Raw genomic sequence first — 19,463 nt, 5'->3', positions numbered from 1 at the left:
TCAGGTCACTGAGTGACCAAGATACAACAACGCCCTAATTTTCTGAAACAGTAGAATATATCCCATTCTTTTTCCTAATAATATCATATCGTCTCTGAGCTACTCCATCGATGAAATAAATATTACCGGATAAACCTATATAAGGTTGTCTACTGTTCATTCTATTTAAAAACCTTTCAGATGCAAATTCATTGCCTATATAGTTTGCAGTCATACGGCCTAAATCATAAGATAGAAGATGCATGAAGCCTATATGGTTAATACCTAAGTCTTTTGCCCTATCCGGAACGTTGCTATTGAGTAAATTTAAAGAGCCGGTAAAGCTAATATCGATATTTTCAGGGTAATCGATATCAATACGATGATCACCGATTAAAATAGCCTTTTTATCTAAATTATATTTACGAATACTATCAGCGAGTAGGTTTAAATTTTTTGGATCGTCTGATAGATAAATAACCGGTTTTGTCGTGTCGCTACGTTCATTTATAATATCGGTATTGTCTGAAATATTTCTTGCGGCTTTTGCTATAGATTCAGGATTATCCTCATAAAATTCAGTGCTTGATAATGATGCATTGTTCTGAATCAATATATTTTGTATTACTTGACTAATAGTTTGCGAATGCTTCCCTTTAGGTAATAATGCCATAAAATCTTTATGGTTGTTACTTGCGTAATAATTAATGATACGTATCAGTTGTTTTAAAGGTGCATGACCGAATACAAATAATTTATCTTCTGCAAGAGCCGGATTATTTGACATAGTTATTATAATAATATCATTTGCCTTTGCTTTTTCGGCTATTAGAGAGGTAAAGTTAGAATATAGAGGACCTAAAATAATTTTAGTTTTACGTGCTACTATTTTATCCATAGCGGCTAAAACGTTTTTTTCGTCTGAACCATCGTAAGAAGTAACATGTATGTAAGATTTGATTCCGTCGTTAAGTCCCATTTTAATTAAATCTTTATATTGTTTCCCGACAATACTATCAGGACCCTGATTTGGCATTAAAATTGCAATCTCAATTTCTGTTTGTTCTTTTTTAGGAAAACTTATAGGTTCTTCTTTAGGAGTTTGACAGGACGTTAAATATATCAAGCAAAAAAATGATAGAACGATTCGTAGTTTATGTTTTATACTAGCCATAATGTTACTTAAAATTAAAAAACTATGATTAGATATCTTTCCAAACCAGGATTATATATTGTTTCAACACCGATCGGTAATTTTGAAGATATAACGCTTCGTGCTATATCGACTTTAAAAAATTCGGATGTTATCTTATGCGAGGATACTAGAATATCACAAAAATTGCTAGCAAAACATAATATTCATACAAAATTACAAATTTATAATGATCATAGTGACGAGAAAGATAGAGAAAATATCATAAGTTTAATAAAATCAGGCAATATAATAAGCTTAATTTCTGATGCAGGGACTCCTTTAATTTCCGATCCCGGCTATAAGTTAGTTAGAGGTATACGCAATCTTAATTGTCATATAGACGTAGTACCGGGAGTATCTGCACCGGTTACTGCTCTAACTTTATCGGCTCTTCCTACTGATCGATTTTTATTTCACGGGTTTTTACCTAAAACTATAGAAAGTAAGAAAAAGATTTTTTCTGAACTAGTAAATCTTAAGGCTACTTTGATTTTTTTTGAAACGGCTCCTCGTTTGATAAATACTTTATCGGTAGCTAAGGAAATACTAGGAAACCGAGAAATATGTGTAGCTCGTGAGTTAACTAAACTGTATCAAGAAATAAAAACAGGGGATATAGATGAAATAATAGAGTTCTATCAAAATAATATTTTAAAAGGTGAGATAGTATTGTTGATTTCAGGCAATATACAGGAACAAAACCAACACAAAAATTTAGAAAAATTTATAGAACTTTGCTTAAGTAAAAACTTAAGTAGCAAAACTACTACCGAACTTGTTTATGACAAATTCAAAGATGTTTATAGTAAAAAAGAGATATATAGATTGGTGAATAAGCACAAGATTTAATATAAATTTATAGTAGAATATTTACCTCAGAATATGCTAAAATAAAGAGAAAATCACATTCAGTAACATTAATATGTCAAAAGTTAATCCGAGAGTAGATTTAGCATTTAAAAAAATCTTCGGAGTAGAAGAGAATAAAGATTTATTGATATCCCTTATTTATTCGATAGTAAGTGAGAAAGATCAGATTGTAGAAGTAACATTACTTAATCCGTATAATCCAAAGAATTGTAAAGCCGATAAACTATCTATACTTGATATAAAAGCCAAAAGTAAAAGCAGTAAAAGGTATAAATCGCAATCCAAGTAACCGATGAAGTGGATTACGATAAAAGAGCTTTGTATTACTGGGCGAAAATGTATACGGAGCAACTGAAAGAGGGATCAGATTATGTGGCATTAAATAAAACAATAGGGATACACATACTTAACTTTACCAGTATTACAGATACAGATAAATATCATAATTCCTTTCAGTTAAAGGAAATAAAAAGTGGTTTAGTATATTTTAAAGATATAGAGTTACATACTATAGAGATTAATAAATTTGCTAAGCATCCTAAGGAAGAGTTATCTGATGTCGTCAAGAAAGTTAAAAAGTTAAAAATGCTTTAGATATATGGCTAGCATTTTAACACGTAATGATTTATTAAATAAAGATAATTTACCGAAAGAATTGGATAATGATGTATTGAAAAAAGCATTAACCGTGTTTGAGGTAATAAATTTAAATGATGCAGAAAGAGAGGAATATGAAAATCGTTTAGAGTTGCTTAGAATTGAAACTAGTGCTTTTAAAAAGATGAAAGAAGAAGGAAGAGCTGAAGGCGAAGCTAGAAGAAATATTGAAATAGCAAAAGAAATGCTAATTGATAAAGAGTCTCTAGAAATAATAGTTAAATATACTAAACTTTCAAAAGAAGAAATAGAAAAGCTCAAAGCAGGAATCGATAAGGCAGAAAAATAAAAAGTCGTCTGCGATATATACTCCGAGTAAATGAAGAATCGGCAGGCGACCCATTATAAAAAACAGTATATCTAGTTAGCTGAGCTGTGAGGACAGCCGCAACCTTTTTGAGGCTTATTGCTTTCTGCCGAATCTTTAAGTTTTTTACCGGCTGCCTGCATATCTTGACCTGCACCTTGCATTGTATTACAAGCACTTGTTAAGAAAGCTACAGCTACTAATATAGAAGTTATAAGTGCTGAACGCATAAATGTTACCTTTATCAAATTGAGCCTAGATATTATGAAGTAAGCAAAAAATTGTCAACTTGAAAATATATTAAAATTTAAAGTATTTGTACACATCACTTAGCCGTATCTTTATAATCACATAAGATATTTTGTTGATAAAATATTAATTTTTAGTATTGCTTTAAGAATTAATATTTAAAAGATTTATAAAATGAAAGAAAAATCAATGATAAATTGAAAGAAGCACTATCTTTTATGAAAGACGGTGTCTTAGATTGTACAAATTTAGAGAGAATAAGCTTACAAGAGATTTTTAATTTTCTTCAAAATTCTTATATAGTAAAGGGTAAAATTATCGCTCTTGATATATCAACTGATGAACATTGGAAAGAAGTAAATGATTTTATTTTGCAATTAAATGATAATTCATCTGTTAAGCCCCAAACTATAGAAATTTATACCTTCTATAGATATATGGAAGATATTTTGAATTTAAGATTAAAAACAGGCATAAATATTACTAATCATATTGATGTTAATATGACAGATCGTAGAAAAGAGGATTTATTAAAAAAATTCTTAGAGAGATTTAAAAAAATAATTTTACTAAAGATGAAAAACAGTTAAGTCAATTTATAAAAGCTGTATGTAAAGAAGATAAAACCCCGGATGGAATCGAAATGCAATATGGGTGAGCTTTACGGCTTGGTTCTAAGTATAATTTCAGTAAAATAGATAAAATATTCTGATTTACAGGGTATTTTTAAAAAGTTACAAGAGACACAAATACAAAAAGTAAATTCAGAAATTCATCATTATAAACAGGAAGATGATTTACATTTTTATATGGTAAAAGTCAACGGAGCGAATATGTCTGCTTGGCAAGATTTTTTGGGTAAGCAGAGTAGCTTGCAAAGTTCTTATCAAGGTAATGATCTGGTGATAAAAAGTTTTAAGGGGCAGTATGCCTTTTCCGCTAGCTTAGATTATCATGATCAAGGCTTAACCTATGTATTATGTAGCCTTTGTTTCCAATAAAATATGATTCGCGTGATATTTCATCTATAGAGATGTTTATAACCATGCTGACTTCTCAAAATGCAAGCTTTATTTCGCATTCTGGTATAGCAAGACTTCCAATATATCAAGAAAAACCTTTTATTATAAAACATAAAAATCTTGTAGTTAAACTTCATAGTTTTATTGTCGCCTGTGCCAAAGATATTTATTCTAATAAAAAAGAATATATGATTACTGTACCGGTAAAAGAAATGACACAAATAATTCTTAAAGAATATGAGAAAAAAGGAGTTTTAGATAAAATATATATAGGACATCAGCAAGAAAATTTAGATAATAAACAAACCCCTATAAAACTTATTGAGGATAATGACTAAACTTTATTTAGTCTTTATGATAAAAACGGTAATATATTACATGAATTAACTAGTGCACAAATGGAAGGAGAATGCGCTTGGTTTTGCAAACATCCGTATCTATGCAGGGGGCAAGGTAAAAGGTGCACCGTTCGTTACTTGTCATTTAGAAACATTAGCAACACTTGATCCTAAACCTAATTCTATAGAACATAAATATTATTCAGAAATAATTGGTAATTTATAAGATTTACTATAACTCATTATTTAAGGTTAAAATAATAATCGCAATACTCTTTAATAGGGCAGATGTCGCAATCGGGTTTGCTAGCTTTGCATATATATCTGCCGTGCAGAATTAGCCAGTGATGGGCATGCTTTAGCCATTTTTTATCGATAATCTGCAGTAGCTCTTTTTCTACTATTTCAGGAGTACCGCCTTTAGCAAGCCCGATTCTGTTGGCTACTCTAAAGACATGCGTATCAACTGCCATGGTAGGCATGCCGAATAAGCAATTTAGTACAACATTAGCAGTTTTTCTGCCAACGCCCGGTAGTTTAATTAATGCCTTAAAATCATTCGGTACTGCAGCTTGATAATTGCTTATCAATATTTTACATAATGCGATAATATTTTTTGCTTTGCTGTTAAATAGTCCTATAGATTTTATATATTTTTTAAGTCCTTCTTCGCCGAGTGCTAAAATTTTTTCTGGTGTATCATAAGTTTTAAATAAAGATTTAGTTGCTAAATTTACTGATATATCGGTGGCTTGAGCAGATAATATTACCGCTACTAATAAGGTAAAATCATTCTTATATATTAATTCGGTTTTCGGATTTGGATTATTCTTGCTAAAAATCTCAAAAATTTTATTCACTATTTGTGCTTGCATATATTGCTATAGAAAGTGTATTTTAGAAGATAAATTATTGAGTCTTAAAATGCTAGAAAATAAAAATTTTAAATTTATAGAAAATGAGATAAAAAATAATAAAGTAGTATTGTTCATGAAAGGTATTAAAAAGTCGCCTGCATGCGGGTTTTCAGGAACCGTAGTAGCTATTTTGAATAAATTAGGTGTAGAATTTCGTGATATTAATGTACTTTTTGATGCTGAATTACGTGAAGATTTAAAAAAATTTAGCGACTGGCCGACATTCCCACAATTATACATTAACGGAGAATTAGTCGGCGGGTGTGATATTGCTAGAGAGTTATATCAAAGTGGAGAACTTGAGAAGATGTTGAAAGCATATACTCGGTGAATTTCAAAAATTGGCGTATTCGTCTAGTAAGTGCTGCGGTGTTCACGTATTCAGTATACGTTCCGCTCCTCGCCTTGCAGACTCCTTGCTCTTTTTGAAATTGACCTTCACTACTACTCAACCTTAATATTTTAAGTACATAAACATATAAAAACATGAGCAAATATTTAGAATACCCCGAAGTAGAAAGTAAAGAGCAGCCGCCGAAGAAGCTAGTAGTATTACTGCACGGTGTCGGCTCGGACGGACATGATTTAATAGGACTTGTGCCTTATATCAAAAATTATTTACCCAATTGTCATTTTATTTCCCCGCATGGTATTGAGGCTTATGATATGATGCCTTATGGTAGACAATGGTTTAGTTTGCAAGACCGCAGCCCGCATATTATGGCAAAGCTAATTGCAAATAATATTTCTAAGGTTGAAGATATAATAAAGCAAAAGCAGGACGAGTTAAATCTAACCAATAAAGATACTATCATTATTGGCTTTTCTCAAGGTACGATGATAGGATTATATTTAACGCTAGTTCAAAAAGAGCCGTTTTGCTGTACTATAGGTTTTTCGGGTGCATTAATTCCACCTATGGAAGTTAATAATAAGCTTACTCCTATATGCTTGATTCATGGGGAATTAGATGAGGTGGTCGGTGTTAGCGAGATGTATAATGCTTCAAACTATTTATCTAAGCTGCATATAGAGCATAGCGGACATAAATTAACGTCTCTTGCTCATTCAATAGATGGACGGGGGCTTGAGATTGCGATTAATTTTATAAATAACCGTCATTGCGAGCAGCCGTAGGCTGCGTGGCAATCTCAGGATTTTGGTATGAGATTGCTTCGTCAAAATTTTCAATTTTTCCTTGCAATGATGATTAGATATCCACACAACAAAACCAAAAAAATATGAGGATGAATGAATATTTTTAATAATAATTTACACGAAACGGATAAAGAGATTAATGAAATAATAAAGCATGAAAAGCTACGTCAAAGTAGAGTAATCGAGCTTATTGCATCAGAAAATTTCGTAAGTCCTGCTGTGCTTGAAGCTCAAGGGGCGCTTCTGACTAACAAATATGCCGAAGGATACCCAAGTAAGCGATTCTATAACGGTTGCGAGGAAGTAGATAAAGCTGAAAATTTAGCTATAGAACGAGTAAAAAAACTCTTTAACTGCAAATATGCAAATGTCCAACCTCATTCAGGATCACAAGCAAATCAGGCTGTATATCTTGCTTTATTACAGCCGGGTGATACGGTTCTTGGTATGTCCTTAGATAGCGGCGGGCATCTAACTCACGGTGCAGCTCCTAATATGTCTGGTAAATGGTTTAACGCCGTTTCTTATAGCGTAAATAAAGAGACTTATTTAATCGATTATGATGAGATTGAACGCTTAGCGGATTTGCATAAACCAAAATTACTTATAGCCGGTTTTTCTGCTTATCCTCGTAATATTGATTTTGCAAAATTTAGAGAAATCGTGGATAAAGTAGGAGCTTACTTTATGGCAGATATTGCTCATATTGCAGGACTTGTTGCCACAGGTGAGCATCAAAGCCCTATTCCTTATGCTCACGCTGTTACCTCTACTACTCATAAAACACTTAGAGGTCCAAGAGGCGGTTTAATTTTATCTAACGATGAAGAGATAGGTCACAAAATAAATTCTGCATTATTTCCAGGACTACAAGGTGGTCCGTTAATGCATATAATAGCTGCAAAAGCCGTAGCTTTTTTAGAAAATTTGCAGCCTGAATATAAAAGTTATATTCAGCAGGTAATAAGTAACGCTAAAGCTTTAGCAAGTAGCTTGCAAGAAAGAGGATATGATATATTAACAGGTGGTACCGATAATCATATTGTTTTAGTGGATTTGCGTAAAGACGGAATCACTGGTAAGCTTGCCGCAAATTCTTTGGATAGAGCAGGGATTACGTGTAATAAGAATGCTATCCCGTTTGATGAAACTTCGCCTTTTATCACTTCAGGTATTCGCCTTGGTACTCCCGCATGTACTACTAGAGGCTTTAAAGAAAAGGATTTTGTATTAGTCGGTCATATGGTAGCAGATATTTTAGACGGCTTAAAAAATAATGAAGATAATAGCGCTCTTGAGCAGAAAGTATTAAATGAAGTGACAAAATTAATTGAGTTATTTCCGTTTTATGGCTAATTTAAATAAACGACCTGATTGGATAAAAGTAAAAGCTCCTAATTCTACAGAGTACTATAATACAAAAGATTTAATCAAGAATCTGAGATTAAATACTGTGTGCGAGGAAGCTGCTTGTCCTAATATTGGTGAGTGCTGGTCAAAAAAACATACAACTGTGATGATTTTAGGTTCGGTTTGTACTAGAGCTTGTAGGTTTTGTAACGTTAAAACGGGTAGACCGGATTTACTTGATCCGTATGAACCGCAAAGGTTAGCGGAGGCTGTACAAAAGCTAAATCTTAAGCATGTAGTAATTACTTCCGTCGATCGTGATGATCTTGAGGATGGCGGAGCATCACATTTTGCGGAGTGTATTAGCGAAATCCGAAAATCATCGCCAAATACTACTATTGAGATTCTAACACCCGATTTTTTAAGAAAAGAAGGAGCAGCTGAAATAATAGCAAACGCAAAACCTGACGTTTTTAACCATAATGTCGAAACAGTACCGTCTTTATACAAAACGATTAGACCGGGGGCTAGATATTATAATTCTTTAAGCTTACTTCATAATATTAAAAAATTATCTCCTGAAATTTTTACAAAATCCGGTATGATGGTAGGACTTGGGGAAGAAATAAATGAAGTAGTACAGGTTATAGATGATTTAAGAGAAGCAAAGGTTGATTTCCTAACTATCGGGCAGTATCTGCAGCCTACCAAAAATCATGCTGAGGTCGCAAAATATGTTACGCCGGAAGAGTTTAAATATCTAGAGCGCCTAGCAAAAACAAAAGGATTCTTGATGGTTTCGGCAAGCCCGCTAACCCGTTCTTCATACCATGCCGATGAGGATTTTCAAAAATTAAAAGAGAATTACCAACAAAAACTGGTGTCTTAAAATATCATGCTTATTGCCTGTGTGGTCAGTTTTCATAGCTATTATCTTTGTTTACTAAAGTAAATAATCCTTATGTTGATTAATTTATATATATGATATCATACGTGTAACACACGTGTATACGAGTATTTTATGCAGAAGAAATTGACAATTACTATAGATGAAGCGGTTTATTATAGGCTTTATTCTGTAATAGGTGAAAATTAGCAAATTTATTGAGCAACTTGTGTAAAACCTTATGTAATTAATGGGAAGCTTGGAGCCGCTTACAAAGCCATGGCTCAAGATACAAAAGCTGAGGAGAAGGCCAATGAGTGGGTAGAAGGGTTAATAGAACGCGATTTTTATGAAAAGAGCTGAGGTATGGTGGTCGACTTTAATCCTTTGTTAGGTGGGAAGTCGCTAAGGTAAGACTGGCAATAATGACTCAAATGCTTCATTAAATCGTGTGCAAGTAATACCTTTAACTAATAACATCGATCAATGCTATCCTTGTGAAGCCTACGTAATGATAGGTAGCAAAAAAAGGTAAAGCCATGACTGATCGAATAATGACAGTAAGCAAATTAAGATTAAAATCTAAAATTAACGTTATCTCTAATGAAGATATACAGCTTTTAAAATATGCTCTTAAGTTACAGCTAAGTCTATAACGACTATTTATTCAATATTTGGTACAATGATAAACGTAGAAATTGTAAGACACTACAACAAATGGCGTGAGCATAAGCAGATAAATAAGAGTTTAATCAAAAAAATAACTCAAAATATTTTATTGCGGTTTGATAATTTTAGTAAAATAAAACAATTTGAATTATCAATTTTACTAACAAATGCTGCAGAAATATTGATCTTAAACAAACAATTTCGTAATATAGAAAAAGCTACTAACGTTCTTTCTTTTCCAAGCAACGAATTAAATTGGCAGGATTTATATTCTAAACTTGAATTTTTAGGTGACTCTGATTATATGCATTTAGGTGATATAGCATTTTGTTATGAGGTAATATATAATGAATCGTGCGAGCAGCACAAAACTTTTGAGAATCATTTTATTCATCTTTTAATACATAGTATTTTACACTTAATTGGTTTTGATCATCAAAATGACACAGAAGCAAATATTATGGAAAATCTAGAAATTGAAATATTATCATATTTCGGTATTTTCCCCCCTTATTAACTAAATAAAAAAATTTATGTTAAAATCTTCAAAAAAAGAAGATTCTAGTAAAAAAAATCAAAATAATAAGTTAATTTTTACTGTACGAAAATTATTCTCTCCGATAAAAAATTTTTTTAGAAAAACAAAAACGCCCGATAATTTTTTTGGTGTCATAAAACGCCTTAAAATTAATAGCCAAAAAATGACTTTAGACGAGCGTAATATTTTAGCTAATTTATTGGAGCTAGAAGATAAAACTATTGAAGATATAATGGTACCGCGTTCCGATATTGCGGCAATAAAATTAACTACGAATCTAGAAGAATTAAGTGAGTCTATTAAGTTAGAAGTCCCACATACACGAACTCTTATATATGACGGTACTTTGGATAATGTAGTAGGGTTCATGCATATCAAGGATTTATTTAAAGCATTGGCTACAAAGCAAAACGGTCGTTTAAAAAAGCTTATACGTAAGCATATAATTGCAGCTCCTTCTATGAAATTATTAGATTTGCTAGCAAAAATGCGTCGTGAGAGAACACATATTGCAATAGTTGTTGATGAGTATGGCGGTACTGACGGTTTAGTTACTATTGAAGATCTTATAGAAGAAATAGTAGGACGAATAGATGATGAGCATGATCAGCAATTAGATAGCGATAATTTCAAGGTTATTAATAACTCAACAATTATTTCAAATGCACGTGTTGAAGTAGAAGTGCTAGAAGACATAATAGGAGAAAAGCTACACAATGATTATGATGAGTTTGATACGATAGGTGGATTAGTATTGACTAGAGTCAGTAGTGTTCCGGCTATCGGTACTAGAATAGATATTTCAGAAAATATTGAAATTGAAGTTACGGACGCAACTCCTCGTTCTTTAAAACAAGTCAAAATTAGACTAAAAAACGGTTTGAATGGTCAATGAATACGAATTTAGAGTCGGTGTGTCCTCTAAATTCGTTAAAAATATTTTATTATTATATTGCAGCTTGTGCTTCATTTCCTATCATCGGACTTTCTTGCGAAGTTGCGTCTGTATAATGCTCATATGCTAGCATTGCTCCCATTGTTGCTACTATATCGGCACCACATTTGAGAAGAAAAGCCGGAGATTTAAGTAAATCACCTGCTATCACATAAATTCCAACAGCACATGCTCTTACTACTGCAAGCTTACCATACCAAGGGGGTGGTATCATCACTTCTAAATAATTCGACTATTTTGTTAAGCATAAAAATAAACCTAATGAGTTAATATTAAATTTTAGTTATGCGATATATAACTAAACATTAACTAATTGTCAATGATAATTACCATGAAACATGGACAATATAATTTCATTTGACTTAGCAGAGAAATTGGAGTTAAATATCAAAGCCCTATACATAAAAAATTATCATTATGAATGAATTACATATTAAACTACAAAATTACAGTAGTACATATCCTGAAGAAATTGTTACAAAAACAAAAATGCTTGAATTTTTAAATGAATATGAAAACCCTTTTAGCTGAGATTTACAAATAGGACATTTCACTGCTGCGGCTTTTTTACTTAATAATGATAAAACTAAATTTTTATTGATGCACCATACAAAGCTTGATAAGTGGCTTCAACCAGGCGTTCATTGTGATGGAGATAGTAATATATTAAATGTAGCGGTTAAAGAAGCTATAGAAGAATCCGGAATTAATGAAATCAAAACGATCAATAAGGAGATTTTTGATATAGACACCCATTATATTCCGCGAACTCATAAGGAGCCTGCTCATTATCACTATGATGTACGATTTTTACTAAAAACAGTAAATAATGATAATTTTATAAAACATAACGAATCAAATGAACTTAAATGGTTTAACTTTTCTGATGATTCAAAATTAGATATTGAGCTAGAACGTTCCGTTACTAGAATGATAGAAAAGTTTATGACAATTAACCATCCTGCTTGTTAAATATAAATTATTGCCCTATAAATAAATATCCAGATTCAATTAATAAGAACAGATATCCGAACTCTCTAGCAGGTGAAGTTGTTACTATTAAACTTAAGGATTAACCTCAGCCTCATAATTTTATAAAGAGTGAAAAAATTACCCTAACTTCATTTAAACCGCCTTCTTCTCAAAGTAAAGACGATATCTTAAAGGATTTTGAGATTTTCTTAGATAATATAGAGACTAAAGCTTTAGGAGAGATTGATTCATAGTAACATCGATAGTTTTATGCTGTAAGGTTCCTAGCTAAAAAGGGCATTACCCGCGTGGATCACAAAACGCTTTCGGTGTCATACCGTGGCTTGACGACGGTATCTTGGTCACAGACTTGTATTCTTAGATCCCTTGGTCAAGTCGTGGGATGACAATAATTTATTTTATGCTATTTTTTGATATTCAAAATATATTTTTCTTACTGCATAAATCCACGCTAAGCATACGAAAGTAAATACCACCATTAGAATTGGTGAGATTAAGGTAAAAGTAGCGGTTGGAACTAAAGTAAAAATAATAGATTGCACAAGACCGCTAGAGGATTTGCCGACTTTTGCACTTATCACGTCAACCGCAGCTTTGCCTTTAGTTTTAAGCTCCTCATCAAGAGGGATATATAACATTTCTCTTGAAGTATCCCATATAGAATATTTAGTACCTTTAGCTAAAATATTTTGAATACCACCGATTGAAACGGCAAGAGCAAGAGGTGACATTAAAATTGCTCCATCAAATAATGATAAAATTTGTTGGTCAAATACGATAAGTACAAAGAACAAAATGCCGGTCACCATTATTATAACCGGTGAAATAACTGCTGCTACAAACCAGTTGTGCATACGCATAATGTTATTACCGATGATGGTCATAACCATTATTGCCACGCCTGTCCAAAGTATATACAGACTGTTAAATTCAGCATAGGTATTTACAGTCGGATATAATTCCTTAATTTTTGCTTTCCATACGGCTTCGACTAAGTTAATAGCAAATCCGAAAGCTGCCGAACAAATTAAAAGTAGCCATAAATATTTTGATTTCGCAATATATTTAAAGCTTTTAATTAGCCCCATACGTTCTGAAGTTGAGCGACCGCTTTTTGCTTTAGCATAAAATAACGGATTAGTAAAAACGTTCTTGCTAATAAATCTAACTAACCAACAACAAATAATAGCAACAATTGCCACAATTGTCGTGGATACTTGAACTAAAGTGATTTTACTATCCGAAATACTCATAAACTTCTTAATAATAGTATCTTCCGATGATAGATTCATCATTAAAAAGCCGACTAATATTAAAGAAGAGTTGCCGAATAGCGAAAAGAGCGTATAAAATCTTTTTGCTTCTTCGGTAGTAGTAAGTTCATTAGCAAACTGCCAAAATAATAATACGTAAAAAATATTAGGCCAAAGCTCGGCAAGACTATAATATACTATATAACCCCAATTACCTACTAATGAGATGTACCACTTAAAATGAGGATAACGTTCCATCCAGTCAGCTAGATTATCGGGATGTACATGAAAAATATGAATATTAGGATAGATTACAAAAGTGAATAGAACAAAAAAGCTGATAAAAAATGCACTTAAATAATAAAAGATCTTTTCAAAAGTAAGATAATTAATCATTTTAGCATAAATAATCACGAATAAAGCAGCGGCAGGCGTAACGCAATAAACTTTAGCAAAACCTGCTATTTCTGCACTAATCTCGGATATTAAAATACTATCTTTTAAGATGCGTAAAACATTTTGATTAAATAAAATACAAAACATTAAGGTACTCATCGGAATAAACTTTCCGAGTTCGTAATTATGCACAGGCCAAAATGCCGCTCTGAATTTGTTTTTAAACGATCGTGATGAGGTACTTAGCATTATAAAGCCCTAAGGACAAAAAAAAAACTTAAGCACTTCAAGATTTTATGAAAAGATATTTCCCCTAAAACTTTAGAGCCTATATACTTGTTATTACCTTCTGAAGGTGCTGAACTTATACAATATATTTAGCCTTTTGTCAAGAATTACTAGATACTCTCAATGCTAGATAGTAATAAACTACAGGAATATTGTGACCTTTATAATAATTATACAAAGACACATAATTTAGGTAATTAATATTTAAAATCAGGTAAAATAGTAATGCAAACAGAGCATTATAGGGTGTTGTATTACTCGGCGTTATCCCGTGGTTTGTCCAGAGGTTTCAGTAAAAATAAATTAAAAATGGATGCCTGCTTTCGTGAGAATGACAAAGGGGAAGTCAGGATGACATCAAAACTTTCCTAATCATCCTCTCTATCTTCAACTCACTGGAAATATTTTTTTTAGCTCGTGACAAAAGTTTTATTGAAAATTTGAGAAGCTACGGTGAAGTTTATTTAATAGATTGGCTAGAGATTGAGGAACCTAAATATTGACTAGACGACTATGTGCATAAAATAATCGAAGTAATAGAGAATTTGAAAATTAAAGACATTAATTTAATAGGTCATTGTATCGGCGGTAACCTTGCGACAAACGTACTTATGCCTAAATTTATCAAAACTCTGACTTTACTTACCTGCTCGTGGGATTTTTCTCATTTTTTCTATATAAGAATGTTGCATCGATATTTAAAACTAGATAGTGGCATAGACAATTTACCGATAATTCCTAAAATTCATATTCAAATTTTATTTTTTCTTTTATTCCCTGATTATTTCAATGCTAAATTAAAAAAATTTTTCTCTATAACTTCCGATAAGGAGCAAGAATTAGCATTGAGAATAGAGAATTGGCTTATGTCAGGTAATAGTATATCTCAGGAGGTTTATAATCAAATTATACAAAATATATTAGATGAAAATATGTTTATAAATCTTAAATGGAAAATCGAATAATTTTATTATTGATCCGAGTTTAATTCATTGTCCTGTATATATATAGTAGCAGCAGAAGATGATCAAATAGTACCTAAATTTTCCATTTTACCTTTGCAAAAATTATTAAACAACTCTAAGCTTATAGATGTAGCAGGCGGACATATTAGTTATTTAATAAATGATAAACTAGATAAATTGTTTAAGGAGTACACATTATGACAAAACCGGTTTATATAACTTATGCGAAAAGGACTGCTTTCGGCTCGTTTATAGGTAGCCTTAGTACAACGGCTGCACCTTATGCTTGCTGCTCATTTAATAAAGGATATACTGCAAAACAGCAAAATCGATCCAGCTTTAGTAGGTGAGGTAATCCTTGGACAGGTAATAACCGGCGGTAGCGGGCAGAATCCGGTGAGGCAAACTCTGATTTATGCGGGAATACCGAAAGAAGTGCCGGGCTATACGATTAATAAAGTATGCGGCTCAGGTCTTAAAAGCGTAGTACTTGCAGCAAATTCAATTATGACGGGTGATAATGAAATAGTGATAGCAGGTGGGCAGGAGAATATGTCGCTCGGTATGCACGGTAGCTATATCAGAGCAGGAGCTAAATTCAGCGATATTAAAATGGTTGATCTAATGCAGTATGACGGATTAACCGATGTATTTTCAGGAGTATTTATGGGTATTACAGCCGAAAATATCTCAAAACAGTTTAATATTAGCAGACAACAGCAGGACGAGTTTGCCTTAAGCTCTAACAAGAAAGCAGCTAAAGCACAGCTAGCAAGAGTTTTTAAAGATGAAATCTTACCTATCGAAGTAACGATTAAAAAAACTACTAGTTTGTTTGATCATGATGAAACAGTAAGACCTGATATCAGCCTTGAAATTCTGAGTAAATTACGTCCTGCTTTTGATAAAAACGGTGTAGTTACAGCGGGTAATGCTTCCTCTATTAATGACGGTGCAGCATGTCTTATGGTAGTTTCCGAAGAAGCTTTGAAAAAGCATAATTTAACGCCGCTAGCTCGTATTGTTTCTTATGCTTCAGCCGGTGTTGATCGCAGTATTATGGGTACTGCCCCTGTTCCTGCATCCAAAAAAGCTTTAAGTAAAGCAGGTTGGAGCGTTAATGATTTGGAAGTTATCGAGGTTAATGAGGCGTTTGCCGCTCAAAGTATTTATGTAAACCGTGAAATGAAATGGGATATGGAGAAGGTTAATGTTAACGGTGGAGCCATAGCCATCGGTAATCCGATCGGGGCAAGCGGCGGACGTGTACTTATTACTCTGATACACAGCTTACGCAGAGCTAAAGCTAAAAAAGGCTTAGTTACTTTATGTATCGGTGGCGGTATGGGTATGGCTATGTGCGTTGAAGCGGTTTAAATGTGCATTTGACTATATAGGCATTCATTGCTTTATTTGCTAAAGAAGAAAGTTGTATTTATCTGCATTAATTATAGTTCATTGTAATATATATCTGATCTAATATCTCTACAACCTAATAATGCATCATTACAATGTGTTATTGTATTTATAAACTCATGAAAGGTAGAAAAATTAGAGAATGCCTCCGGTTCATAACTCTCCCAATCATTTTCTGCTTCTTCTATATTATTACAAACACGCTTTAGCTTGTGACCAAAATATTTAGGAATATTCCCTAAATTTTTTGCCTAACTCCATACCATAAAATAGTTAGGATTAAAATCAGTAGAATCTATAAGAGGAGTTAGTTTAAAATGCTTCAATAAATTAGAAAAGTTATTTATGAGCTTATGAGAGGCTAACGCTTGGGTATATAATTCTCATCATCAAATTGATGAAATATTTTTAATCTTTTTAGGCATATAGGTATCTCTTTTGCAAGTTCCATATAACGGAGAAGATAGAAATTGGGTATTATAAAAGGTATAAGTTTGATTGCTTTTAAGCCATTCCTGGTCATTATTTATTATTTGTGCATCTTCATGGATATGCATCATTCCCATCAATTAAACAAGACAATATATAACTTAAGGTAGCTAATTGTATGCTTGGTGACCAGTTTATAGGATTCCAATAAGACCAAATGCTAGACACTATATATTTAATAATTTCCTTATTATTTTTTATTATATCCTATTTGGGTTAAGGAAATATATTAAATGAATTTATAAAATACTAAATTTTATTAAATCATTAATAAGTTGGTGATAATTGTGTTAATTATACACATCTTTATATGCTATAAATAGTAACATTAAAAAGTTGTTTACTTCTTCTAGTTTCATACTTAGGATATTTCTATTTTAAGTGTACACTTCTGTTGATGTACAATCAATCTGATGAACAAATCAAATCTATCCTCGGTGTATGGAAGATTATTGAAGTACTAACTCCTAATAAAAACGAAAATTTAAATAGATATTTTGACATTATTAGAGAACATACCGATAAAAAAGGCAGTTTTAGTTGCAAACTGGATAAGAAAGAAACACTTTGTTCTTAAAAGATGCTTAGTTTATGGATAAAACAAAAATCGGTATTGATCTTGAGAAAAACGAAGTAGCAGTTCATTGGCATATTTATCTCGGTTATTTAAAATGGTCGGAAGCTGCACTTGATCTTTTAAAGAAAAGCCAAACTATAACTAAATTAGATCAAGAGTTCTTAAATGATTATAATAACCATCAAGATAAGCAAGAGCAACCGACAACACCTATTGCTGGTTTAACTATAGATGAAAACGGTAAATATATTGAAGGATTGATGGTTATCTCTACTGCTGCTTATGCTCTCGGTAGAATCATGAGAGATGAGTTCCAAGAAAAAGAATTAAAAGATTTACCAAATTTTGTAGATAATAATAACAGCCTAATAGAGGAAGTATTTTCAGAAAGTGAGAGATATATTTTAAGGATAAAAAGCCAGATTCTTGAGTTAAAACTCTAGATTTAAAAATGATTAATCTTATGATTGATCTTGTAGTGCAGAAGTTAGAAATTGACAAAAAATATTTATTTAGCCGCTCTGAAATATGCTTAAGAAGAGTTACCTCGCATAAAAAGAAAAAAGATAAACCGGTAATTTATAATTTTGCCGCTCCTTCCTTAGAAATGTTTAATAGTTTTTTTCTAAGACCATTAGATTTTGTACGAAGTAATATAGAAAAATTTGACTTGGAATCAGCAATTGCCAAATGTCTCGGTAAAGAAGATAAGCCGGATTCCATAGATGTTTTAAAGCATAAAGAAAGTCTACAAGAACTGTTATCTCGATTTATGATGCAACCGACGCGTTGGTGTTCATCGCCGAGTCACTCTCTTGCGGTACTGCAAGCTGTTGCGATTAATTTGGTATTACCCTCTTTTCAGGAAAGCTTTTTGCTGTTAATGGTCCACCTGGTACAGGAAAACCACTATACTTTTTGATCTTATAGCAAATATCTATGTAGATCGTGCTTCATATTTAACAACTTTAGAAGATCCTAAGGAGGGGTTTCAAAATAAAAAATCTTCCTTACATATACCAAATTTTGATTATCATGTTAATTCTTTAAAATCGGAATTACAAACTTACGGTATGGTTGTTGCATCATCTAATAACAATGCCGTTGAAAATATATCTAAAGAAATATCGTTATATAGTAAAATAGATAAGCTATATCATAAAGATTTAAGTTATTTTAAATAACTTTTATTGAAAGAGGACAAAGAGAAAGATAGGGGTATATTTGCTGCGGTGCTCGTTAATCATGGAAATAAAAAGAGATTTTCAAATAAGTTTTGGAAATATAAAGATGAAGAAGAAAACGATGATAAGAATGATGAAAAACATACAATGCTGTAATATCTTAATCTGCTAGTTAATAATATAAATGTACAGATAAAGCCCCTGCACATTTTAAACCTGAATATTGTAATTCTATAGATGAAATTAATAATGAATGGAAAGAAGCGTGTGCTGGTTTTAACAATTTATACAGTGAAATTCATGAAATTTATGAAAATATTGCATCAGTTATTGAATTTAATAAAAAGAAAAGAGAGTTAATTAAGGAAGAGGATTTAGGAGTGATATATGTAGCAAAAAAGAAGAGTAAAATGAGTTAGAATTAGAGCTTGATTATAAAAGCTCTAAAATACTTGAAATTGATTGTGAAATAAAATTATTAAATTTGGTTTTTTTTGAAAAAATTCATGCATTGTTTAAAACCGCAAAATACAATTCTTGCTATGAGCAAAAACGGGATTTAATTAAGCTAAAAAATAAATCTTCAGAAGAAATTGACCGGATAAAAACTGATATTAAGAATATTAAAGCTGCAATTAAGCAAATTGAAGCTTCTGTAGAAGAAATAAAACAGCTTAACGACGATATAAGCTTGGCTATCGTAAGTTTCAAAGATAAATATTGCAATATTAAGGATTTTGAAGAAGATTTATTTTGGAAAAATTGGCAAGAAAATTTTTAACTTACAAAATTACTTGGCAAAATTTCTGTAT

At 32.0% G+C, this 19,463-nt stretch carries 26 protein-coding genes and 3 pseudogenes; 24 read left to right on the top strand and 5 right to left on the bottom strand.

Annotation, left to right across the window (positions count from 1 at the left end; translation table 11 throughout):
- Positions 1-34: 34 nt before the first annotated feature.
- Complete coding sequence (locus ACHBLB_RS01305) at positions 35-1,153, bottom strand: penicillin-binding protein activator (protein WP_475842076.1); 1,119 nt, start codon at positions 1,151-1,153, stop codon at positions 35-37.
- 24 nt (positions 1,154-1,177) lie between these two features.
- Here ACHBLB_RS01305 and rsmI point away from each other — a divergent pair, with 24 nt between their 5' ends.
- The 4 genes from rsmI to ACHBLB_RS01285 all read left to right on the top strand — a co-directional run bounded on the left by rsmI (position 1,178) and on the right by ACHBLB_RS01285 (position 2,990).
- A complete protein-coding gene (gene rsmI / locus ACHBLB_RS01300) occupies positions 1,178-2,023 on the top strand; it encodes a 16S rRNA (cytidine(1402)-2'-O)-methyltransferase (protein WP_475842074.1) in 846 nt (281 codons plus the stop codon).
- 73 nt (positions 2,024-2,096) lie between these two features.
- Positions 2,097-2,333: a PD-(D/E)XK nuclease family transposase gene (locus tag ACHBLB_RS01295; protein WP_475842072.1), complete on the top strand. Its 237-nt coding sequence runs from the start codon at positions 2,097-2,099 to the stop codon at positions 2,331-2,333.
- Positions 2,334-2,341: 8 nt separating this feature from the next.
- The gene (locus tag ACHBLB_RS01290) at positions 2,342-2,638 is read left to right on the top strand and encodes an Rpn family recombination-promoting nuclease/putative transposase (protein ID WP_475842070.1); all 297 of its coding nucleotides are present in this window, start codon (positions 2,342-2,344) and stop codon (positions 2,636-2,638) included.
- A gap of 4 nt (positions 2,639-2,642) precedes the next feature.
- Positions 2,643-2,990 carry a hypothetical protein gene (locus tag ACHBLB_RS01285; protein WP_475842068.1) on the top strand — a complete coding sequence of 116 codons (348 nt, stop codon included), beginning with the start codon at positions 2,643-2,645 and terminating at the stop codon, positions 2,988-2,990.
- Positions 2,991-3,061: 71 nt separating this feature from the next.
- Here the strand turns inward: ACHBLB_RS01285 and ACHBLB_RS01280 are convergent, their stop codons facing one another.
- A complete protein-coding gene (locus tag ACHBLB_RS01280) occupies positions 3,062-3,238 on the bottom strand; it encodes an entericidin A/B family lipoprotein (protein ID WP_012151273.1) in 177 nt (58 codons plus the stop codon).
- Between the two features lie 237 nt (positions 3,239-3,475).
- On the opposite strand from ACHBLB_RS01280, the gene ACHBLB_RS01275 reads away from it, so the two are divergent.
- The 3 genes from ACHBLB_RS01275 to ACHBLB_RS01265 all read left to right on the top strand — a co-directional run bounded on the left by ACHBLB_RS01275 (position 3,476) and on the right by ACHBLB_RS01265 (position 4,843).
- Entirely contained in the window at positions 3,476-3,847 is a 372-nt protein-coding gene (locus tag ACHBLB_RS01275; RefSeq protein WP_475842066.1) for a hypothetical protein, read from the top strand.
- 398 nt (positions 3,848-4,245) lie between these two features.
- Complete coding sequence (locus ACHBLB_RS01270; RefSeq protein WP_475842064.1) at positions 4,246-4,617, top strand: hypothetical protein; 372 nt, start codon at positions 4,246-4,248, stop codon at positions 4,615-4,617.
- Between the two features lie 52 nt (positions 4,618-4,669).
- Entirely contained in the window at positions 4,670-4,843 is a 174-nt protein-coding gene (locus ACHBLB_RS01265; RefSeq protein ID WP_475842062.1) for a hypothetical protein, read from the top strand.
- Positions 4,844-4,859: 16 nt separating this feature from the next.
- On the opposite strand, the gene nth is transcribed toward ACHBLB_RS01265, so the two are convergent.
- The gene (gene nth / locus ACHBLB_RS01260; RefSeq protein ID WP_475842060.1) at positions 4,860-5,492 is read right to left on the bottom strand and encodes an endonuclease III; all 633 of its coding nucleotides are present in this window, start codon (positions 5,490-5,492) and stop codon (positions 4,860-4,862) included.
- A 49-nt stretch (positions 5,493-5,541) separates the two neighbouring features.
- On the opposite strand from nth, the gene grxD reads away from it, so the two are divergent.
- From grxD to tlyC, 7 genes are all read left to right on the top strand, one after another.
- Entirely contained in the window at positions 5,542-5,865 is a 324-nt protein-coding gene (gene grxD / locus ACHBLB_RS01255) for a Grx4 family monothiol glutaredoxin (RefSeq protein WP_012151266.1), read from the top strand.
- Between the two features lie 155 nt (positions 5,866-6,020).
- Positions 6,021-6,671, top strand: a complete 651-nt coding sequence (locus ACHBLB_RS01250; protein ID WP_004997508.1) for an alpha/beta hydrolase family protein — start codon at positions 6,021-6,023, stop codon at positions 6,669-6,671.
- A 114-nt stretch (positions 6,672-6,785) separates the two neighbouring features.
- Positions 6,786-8,048 (top strand): serine hydroxymethyltransferase, encoded by a 1,263-nt coding sequence (gene glyA, locus ACHBLB_RS01245; protein WP_475842057.1) that lies wholly within the window; start codon positions 6,786-6,788, stop codon positions 8,046-8,048.
- The gene (gene lipA / locus ACHBLB_RS01240) at positions 8,041-8,931 is read left to right on the top strand and encodes a lipoyl synthase (RefSeq protein ID WP_012151263.1); all 891 of its coding nucleotides are present in this window, start codon (positions 8,041-8,043) and stop codon (positions 8,929-8,931) included. The genes glyA and lipA overlap by 8 nt, the downstream gene beginning before the upstream one ends.
- Positions 8,932-9,467: 536 nt before the next feature.
- The gene (locus tag ACHBLB_RS01235; RefSeq protein ID WP_012262577.1) at positions 9,468-9,584 is read left to right on the top strand and encodes an mRNA interferase PemK; all 117 of its coding nucleotides are present in this window, start codon (positions 9,468-9,470) and stop codon (positions 9,582-9,584) included.
- Between the two features lie 26 nt (positions 9,585-9,610).
- Complete coding sequence (gene ybeY, locus ACHBLB_RS01230) at positions 9,611-10,114, top strand: rRNA maturation RNase YbeY (protein ID WP_012262576.1); 504 nt, start codon at positions 9,611-9,613, stop codon at positions 10,112-10,114.
- 16 nt (positions 10,115-10,130) lie between these two features.
- Positions 10,131-11,030, top strand: a complete 900-nt coding sequence (tlyC, locus tag ACHBLB_RS01225; RefSeq protein ID WP_475842055.1) for a hemolysin C — start codon at positions 10,131-10,133, stop codon at positions 11,028-11,030.
- Positions 11,031-11,082: 52 nt separating this feature from the next.
- On the opposite strand, the gene ACHBLB_RS01220 is transcribed toward tlyC, so the two are convergent.
- Complete coding sequence (locus ACHBLB_RS01220) at positions 11,083-11,304, bottom strand: hypothetical protein (protein WP_475842053.1); 222 nt, start codon at positions 11,302-11,304, stop codon at positions 11,083-11,085.
- Between the two features lie 203 nt (positions 11,305-11,507).
- Here ACHBLB_RS01220 and ACHBLB_RS01215 point away from each other — a divergent pair, with 203 nt between their 5' ends.
- Positions 11,508-11,621, top strand: coding sequence for a hypothetical protein (locus ACHBLB_RS01215; protein ID WP_014014742.1), 114 nt, complete (start codon positions 11,508-11,510; stop codon positions 11,619-11,621).
- Between the two features lie 9 nt (positions 11,622-11,630).
- A complete protein-coding gene (locus ACHBLB_RS01210; RefSeq protein ID WP_475842700.1) occupies positions 11,631-12,062 on the top strand; it encodes an NUDIX hydrolase in 432 nt (143 codons plus the stop codon).
- 419 nt (positions 12,063-12,481) lie between these two features.
- On the opposite strand, the gene tlc5 is transcribed toward ACHBLB_RS01210, so the two are convergent.
- Positions 12,482-13,981, bottom strand: coding sequence for a GTP/GDP exchange transporter Tlc5 (gene tlc5, locus ACHBLB_RS01205; RefSeq protein ID WP_475842051.1), 1,500 nt, complete (start codon positions 13,979-13,981; stop codon positions 12,482-12,484).
- Between the two features lie 162 nt (positions 13,982-14,143).
- Here tlc5 and ACHBLB_RS01200 point away from each other — a divergent pair.
- From ACHBLB_RS01200 to ACHBLB_RS01165, 8 genes and pseudogenes are all read left to right on the top strand, one after another.
- A pseudogene (locus tag ACHBLB_RS01200) lies at positions 14,144-15,186 on the top strand (alpha/beta fold hydrolase).
- Positions 15,183-16,362 (top strand): annotated as a pseudogene (locus tag ACHBLB_RS01195) (acetyl-CoA C-acetyltransferase). The pseudogenes ACHBLB_RS01200 and ACHBLB_RS01195 overlap by 4 nt, the downstream one beginning before the upstream one ends.
- A 925-nt stretch (positions 16,363-17,287) precedes the next feature.
- Positions 17,288-17,467 carry a hypothetical protein gene (locus ACHBLB_RS01190; protein ID WP_014411028.1) on the top strand — a complete coding sequence of 60 codons (180 nt, stop codon included), beginning with the start codon at positions 17,288-17,290 and terminating at the stop codon, positions 17,465-17,467.
- 14 nt (positions 17,468-17,481) lie between these two features.
- A pseudogene (locus ACHBLB_RS01185) lies at positions 17,482-17,702 on the top strand (hypothetical protein).
- Positions 17,703-17,727: 25 nt separating this feature from the next.
- Entirely contained in the window at positions 17,728-17,910 is a 183-nt protein-coding gene (locus ACHBLB_RS01180) for a hypothetical protein (RefSeq protein ID WP_475842049.1), read from the top strand.
- A gap of 8 nt (positions 17,911-17,918) precedes the next feature.
- Entirely contained in the window at positions 17,919-18,389 is a 471-nt protein-coding gene (locus tag ACHBLB_RS01175; RefSeq protein WP_475842047.1) for a hypothetical protein, read from the top strand.
- 268 nt (positions 18,390-18,657) lie between these two features.
- Positions 18,658-18,807: a hypothetical protein gene (locus ACHBLB_RS01170; RefSeq protein ID WP_475842044.1), complete on the top strand. Its 150-nt coding sequence runs from the start codon at positions 18,658-18,660 to the stop codon at positions 18,805-18,807.
- A 328-nt stretch (positions 18,808-19,135) separates the two neighbouring features.
- Positions 19,136-19,432 carry a hypothetical protein gene (locus ACHBLB_RS01165; protein ID WP_475842042.1) on the top strand — a complete coding sequence of 99 codons (297 nt, stop codon included), beginning with the start codon at positions 19,136-19,138 and terminating at the stop codon, positions 19,430-19,432.
- The last annotated feature ends 31 nt before the right edge of the window (positions 19,433-19,463 follow it).

The organism is Rickettsia lanei (assembly GCF_056242675.1).
Note: the sequence above shows the minus strand (reverse complement) of the source record. Positions and strands in the feature narration are given on the sequence as shown.

Bases quoted from the DNA above. Each gene is read 5' to 3' on its own strand.
- ACHBLB_RS01305 (WP_475842076.1), bottom strand. From the start codon at position 1,153: ATGGCTAGTATAAAACATAAACTACGAATCGTTCTATCATTTTTTTGC.
- rsmI (WP_475842074.1), top strand. From the start codon at position 1,178: ATGATTAGATATCTTTCCAAACCAGGATTATATATTGTTTCAACACCG.
- ACHBLB_RS01295 (WP_475842072.1), top strand. From the start codon at position 2,097: ATGTCAAAAGTTAATCCGAGAGTAGATTTAGCATTTAAAAAAATCTTC.
- ACHBLB_RS01285 (WP_475842068.1), top strand. From the start codon at position 2,643: ATGGCTAGCATTTTAACACGTAATGATTTATTAAATAAAGATAATTTA.
- ACHBLB_RS01280 (WP_012151273.1), bottom strand. From the start codon at position 3,238: ATGCGTTCAGCACTTATAACTTCTATATTAGTAGCTGTAGCTTTCTTA.
- ACHBLB_RS01275 (WP_475842066.1), top strand. From the start codon at position 3,476: ATGAAAGACGGTGTCTTAGATTGTACAAATTTAGAGAGAATAAGCTTA.
- nth (WP_475842060.1), bottom strand. From the start codon at position 5,492: ATGCAAGCACAAATAGTGAATAAAATTTTTGAGATTTTTAGCAAGAAT.
- grxD (WP_012151266.1), top strand. From the start codon at position 5,542: ATGCTAGAAAATAAAAATTTTAAATTTATAGAAAATGAGATAAAAAAT.
- ACHBLB_RS01250 (WP_004997508.1), top strand. From the start codon at position 6,021: ATGAGCAAATATTTAGAATACCCCGAAGTAGAAAGTAAAGAGCAGCCG.
- glyA (WP_475842057.1), top strand. From the start codon at position 6,786: ATGAATATTTTTAATAATAATTTACACGAAACGGATAAAGAGATTAAT.
- lipA (WP_012151263.1), top strand. From the start codon at position 8,041: ATGGCTAATTTAAATAAACGACCTGATTGGATAAAAGTAAAAGCTCCT.
- ACHBLB_RS01235 (WP_012262577.1), top strand. From the start codon at position 9,468: ATGACTGATCGAATAATGACAGTAAGCAAATTAAGATTAAAATCTAAA.
- ybeY (WP_012262576.1), top strand. From the start codon at position 9,611: ATGATAAACGTAGAAATTGTAAGACACTACAACAAATGGCGTGAGCAT.
- tlyC (WP_475842055.1), top strand. From the start codon at position 10,131: ATGTTAAAATCTTCAAAAAAAGAAGATTCTAGTAAAAAAAATCAAAAT.
- ACHBLB_RS01220 (WP_475842053.1), bottom strand. From the start codon at position 11,304: ATGATACCACCCCCTTGGTATGGTAAGCTTGCAGTAGTAAGAGCATGT.
- ACHBLB_RS01215 (WP_014014742.1), top strand. From the start codon at position 11,508: ATGAATGAATTACATATTAAACTACAAAATTACAGTAGTACATATCCT.
- tlc5 (WP_475842051.1), bottom strand. From the start codon at position 13,981: ATGCTAAGTACCTCATCACGATCGTTTAAAAACAAATTCAGAGCGGCA.
- ACHBLB_RS01190 (WP_014411028.1), top strand. From the start codon at position 17,288: ATGTACAATCAATCTGATGAACAAATCAAATCTATCCTCGGTGTATGG.
- ACHBLB_RS01180 (WP_475842049.1), top strand. From the start codon at position 17,728: ATGGTTATCTCTACTGCTGCTTATGCTCTCGGTAGAATCATGAGAGAT.
- ACHBLB_RS01175 (WP_475842047.1), top strand. From the start codon at position 17,919: ATGATTAATCTTATGATTGATCTTGTAGTGCAGAAGTTAGAAATTGAC.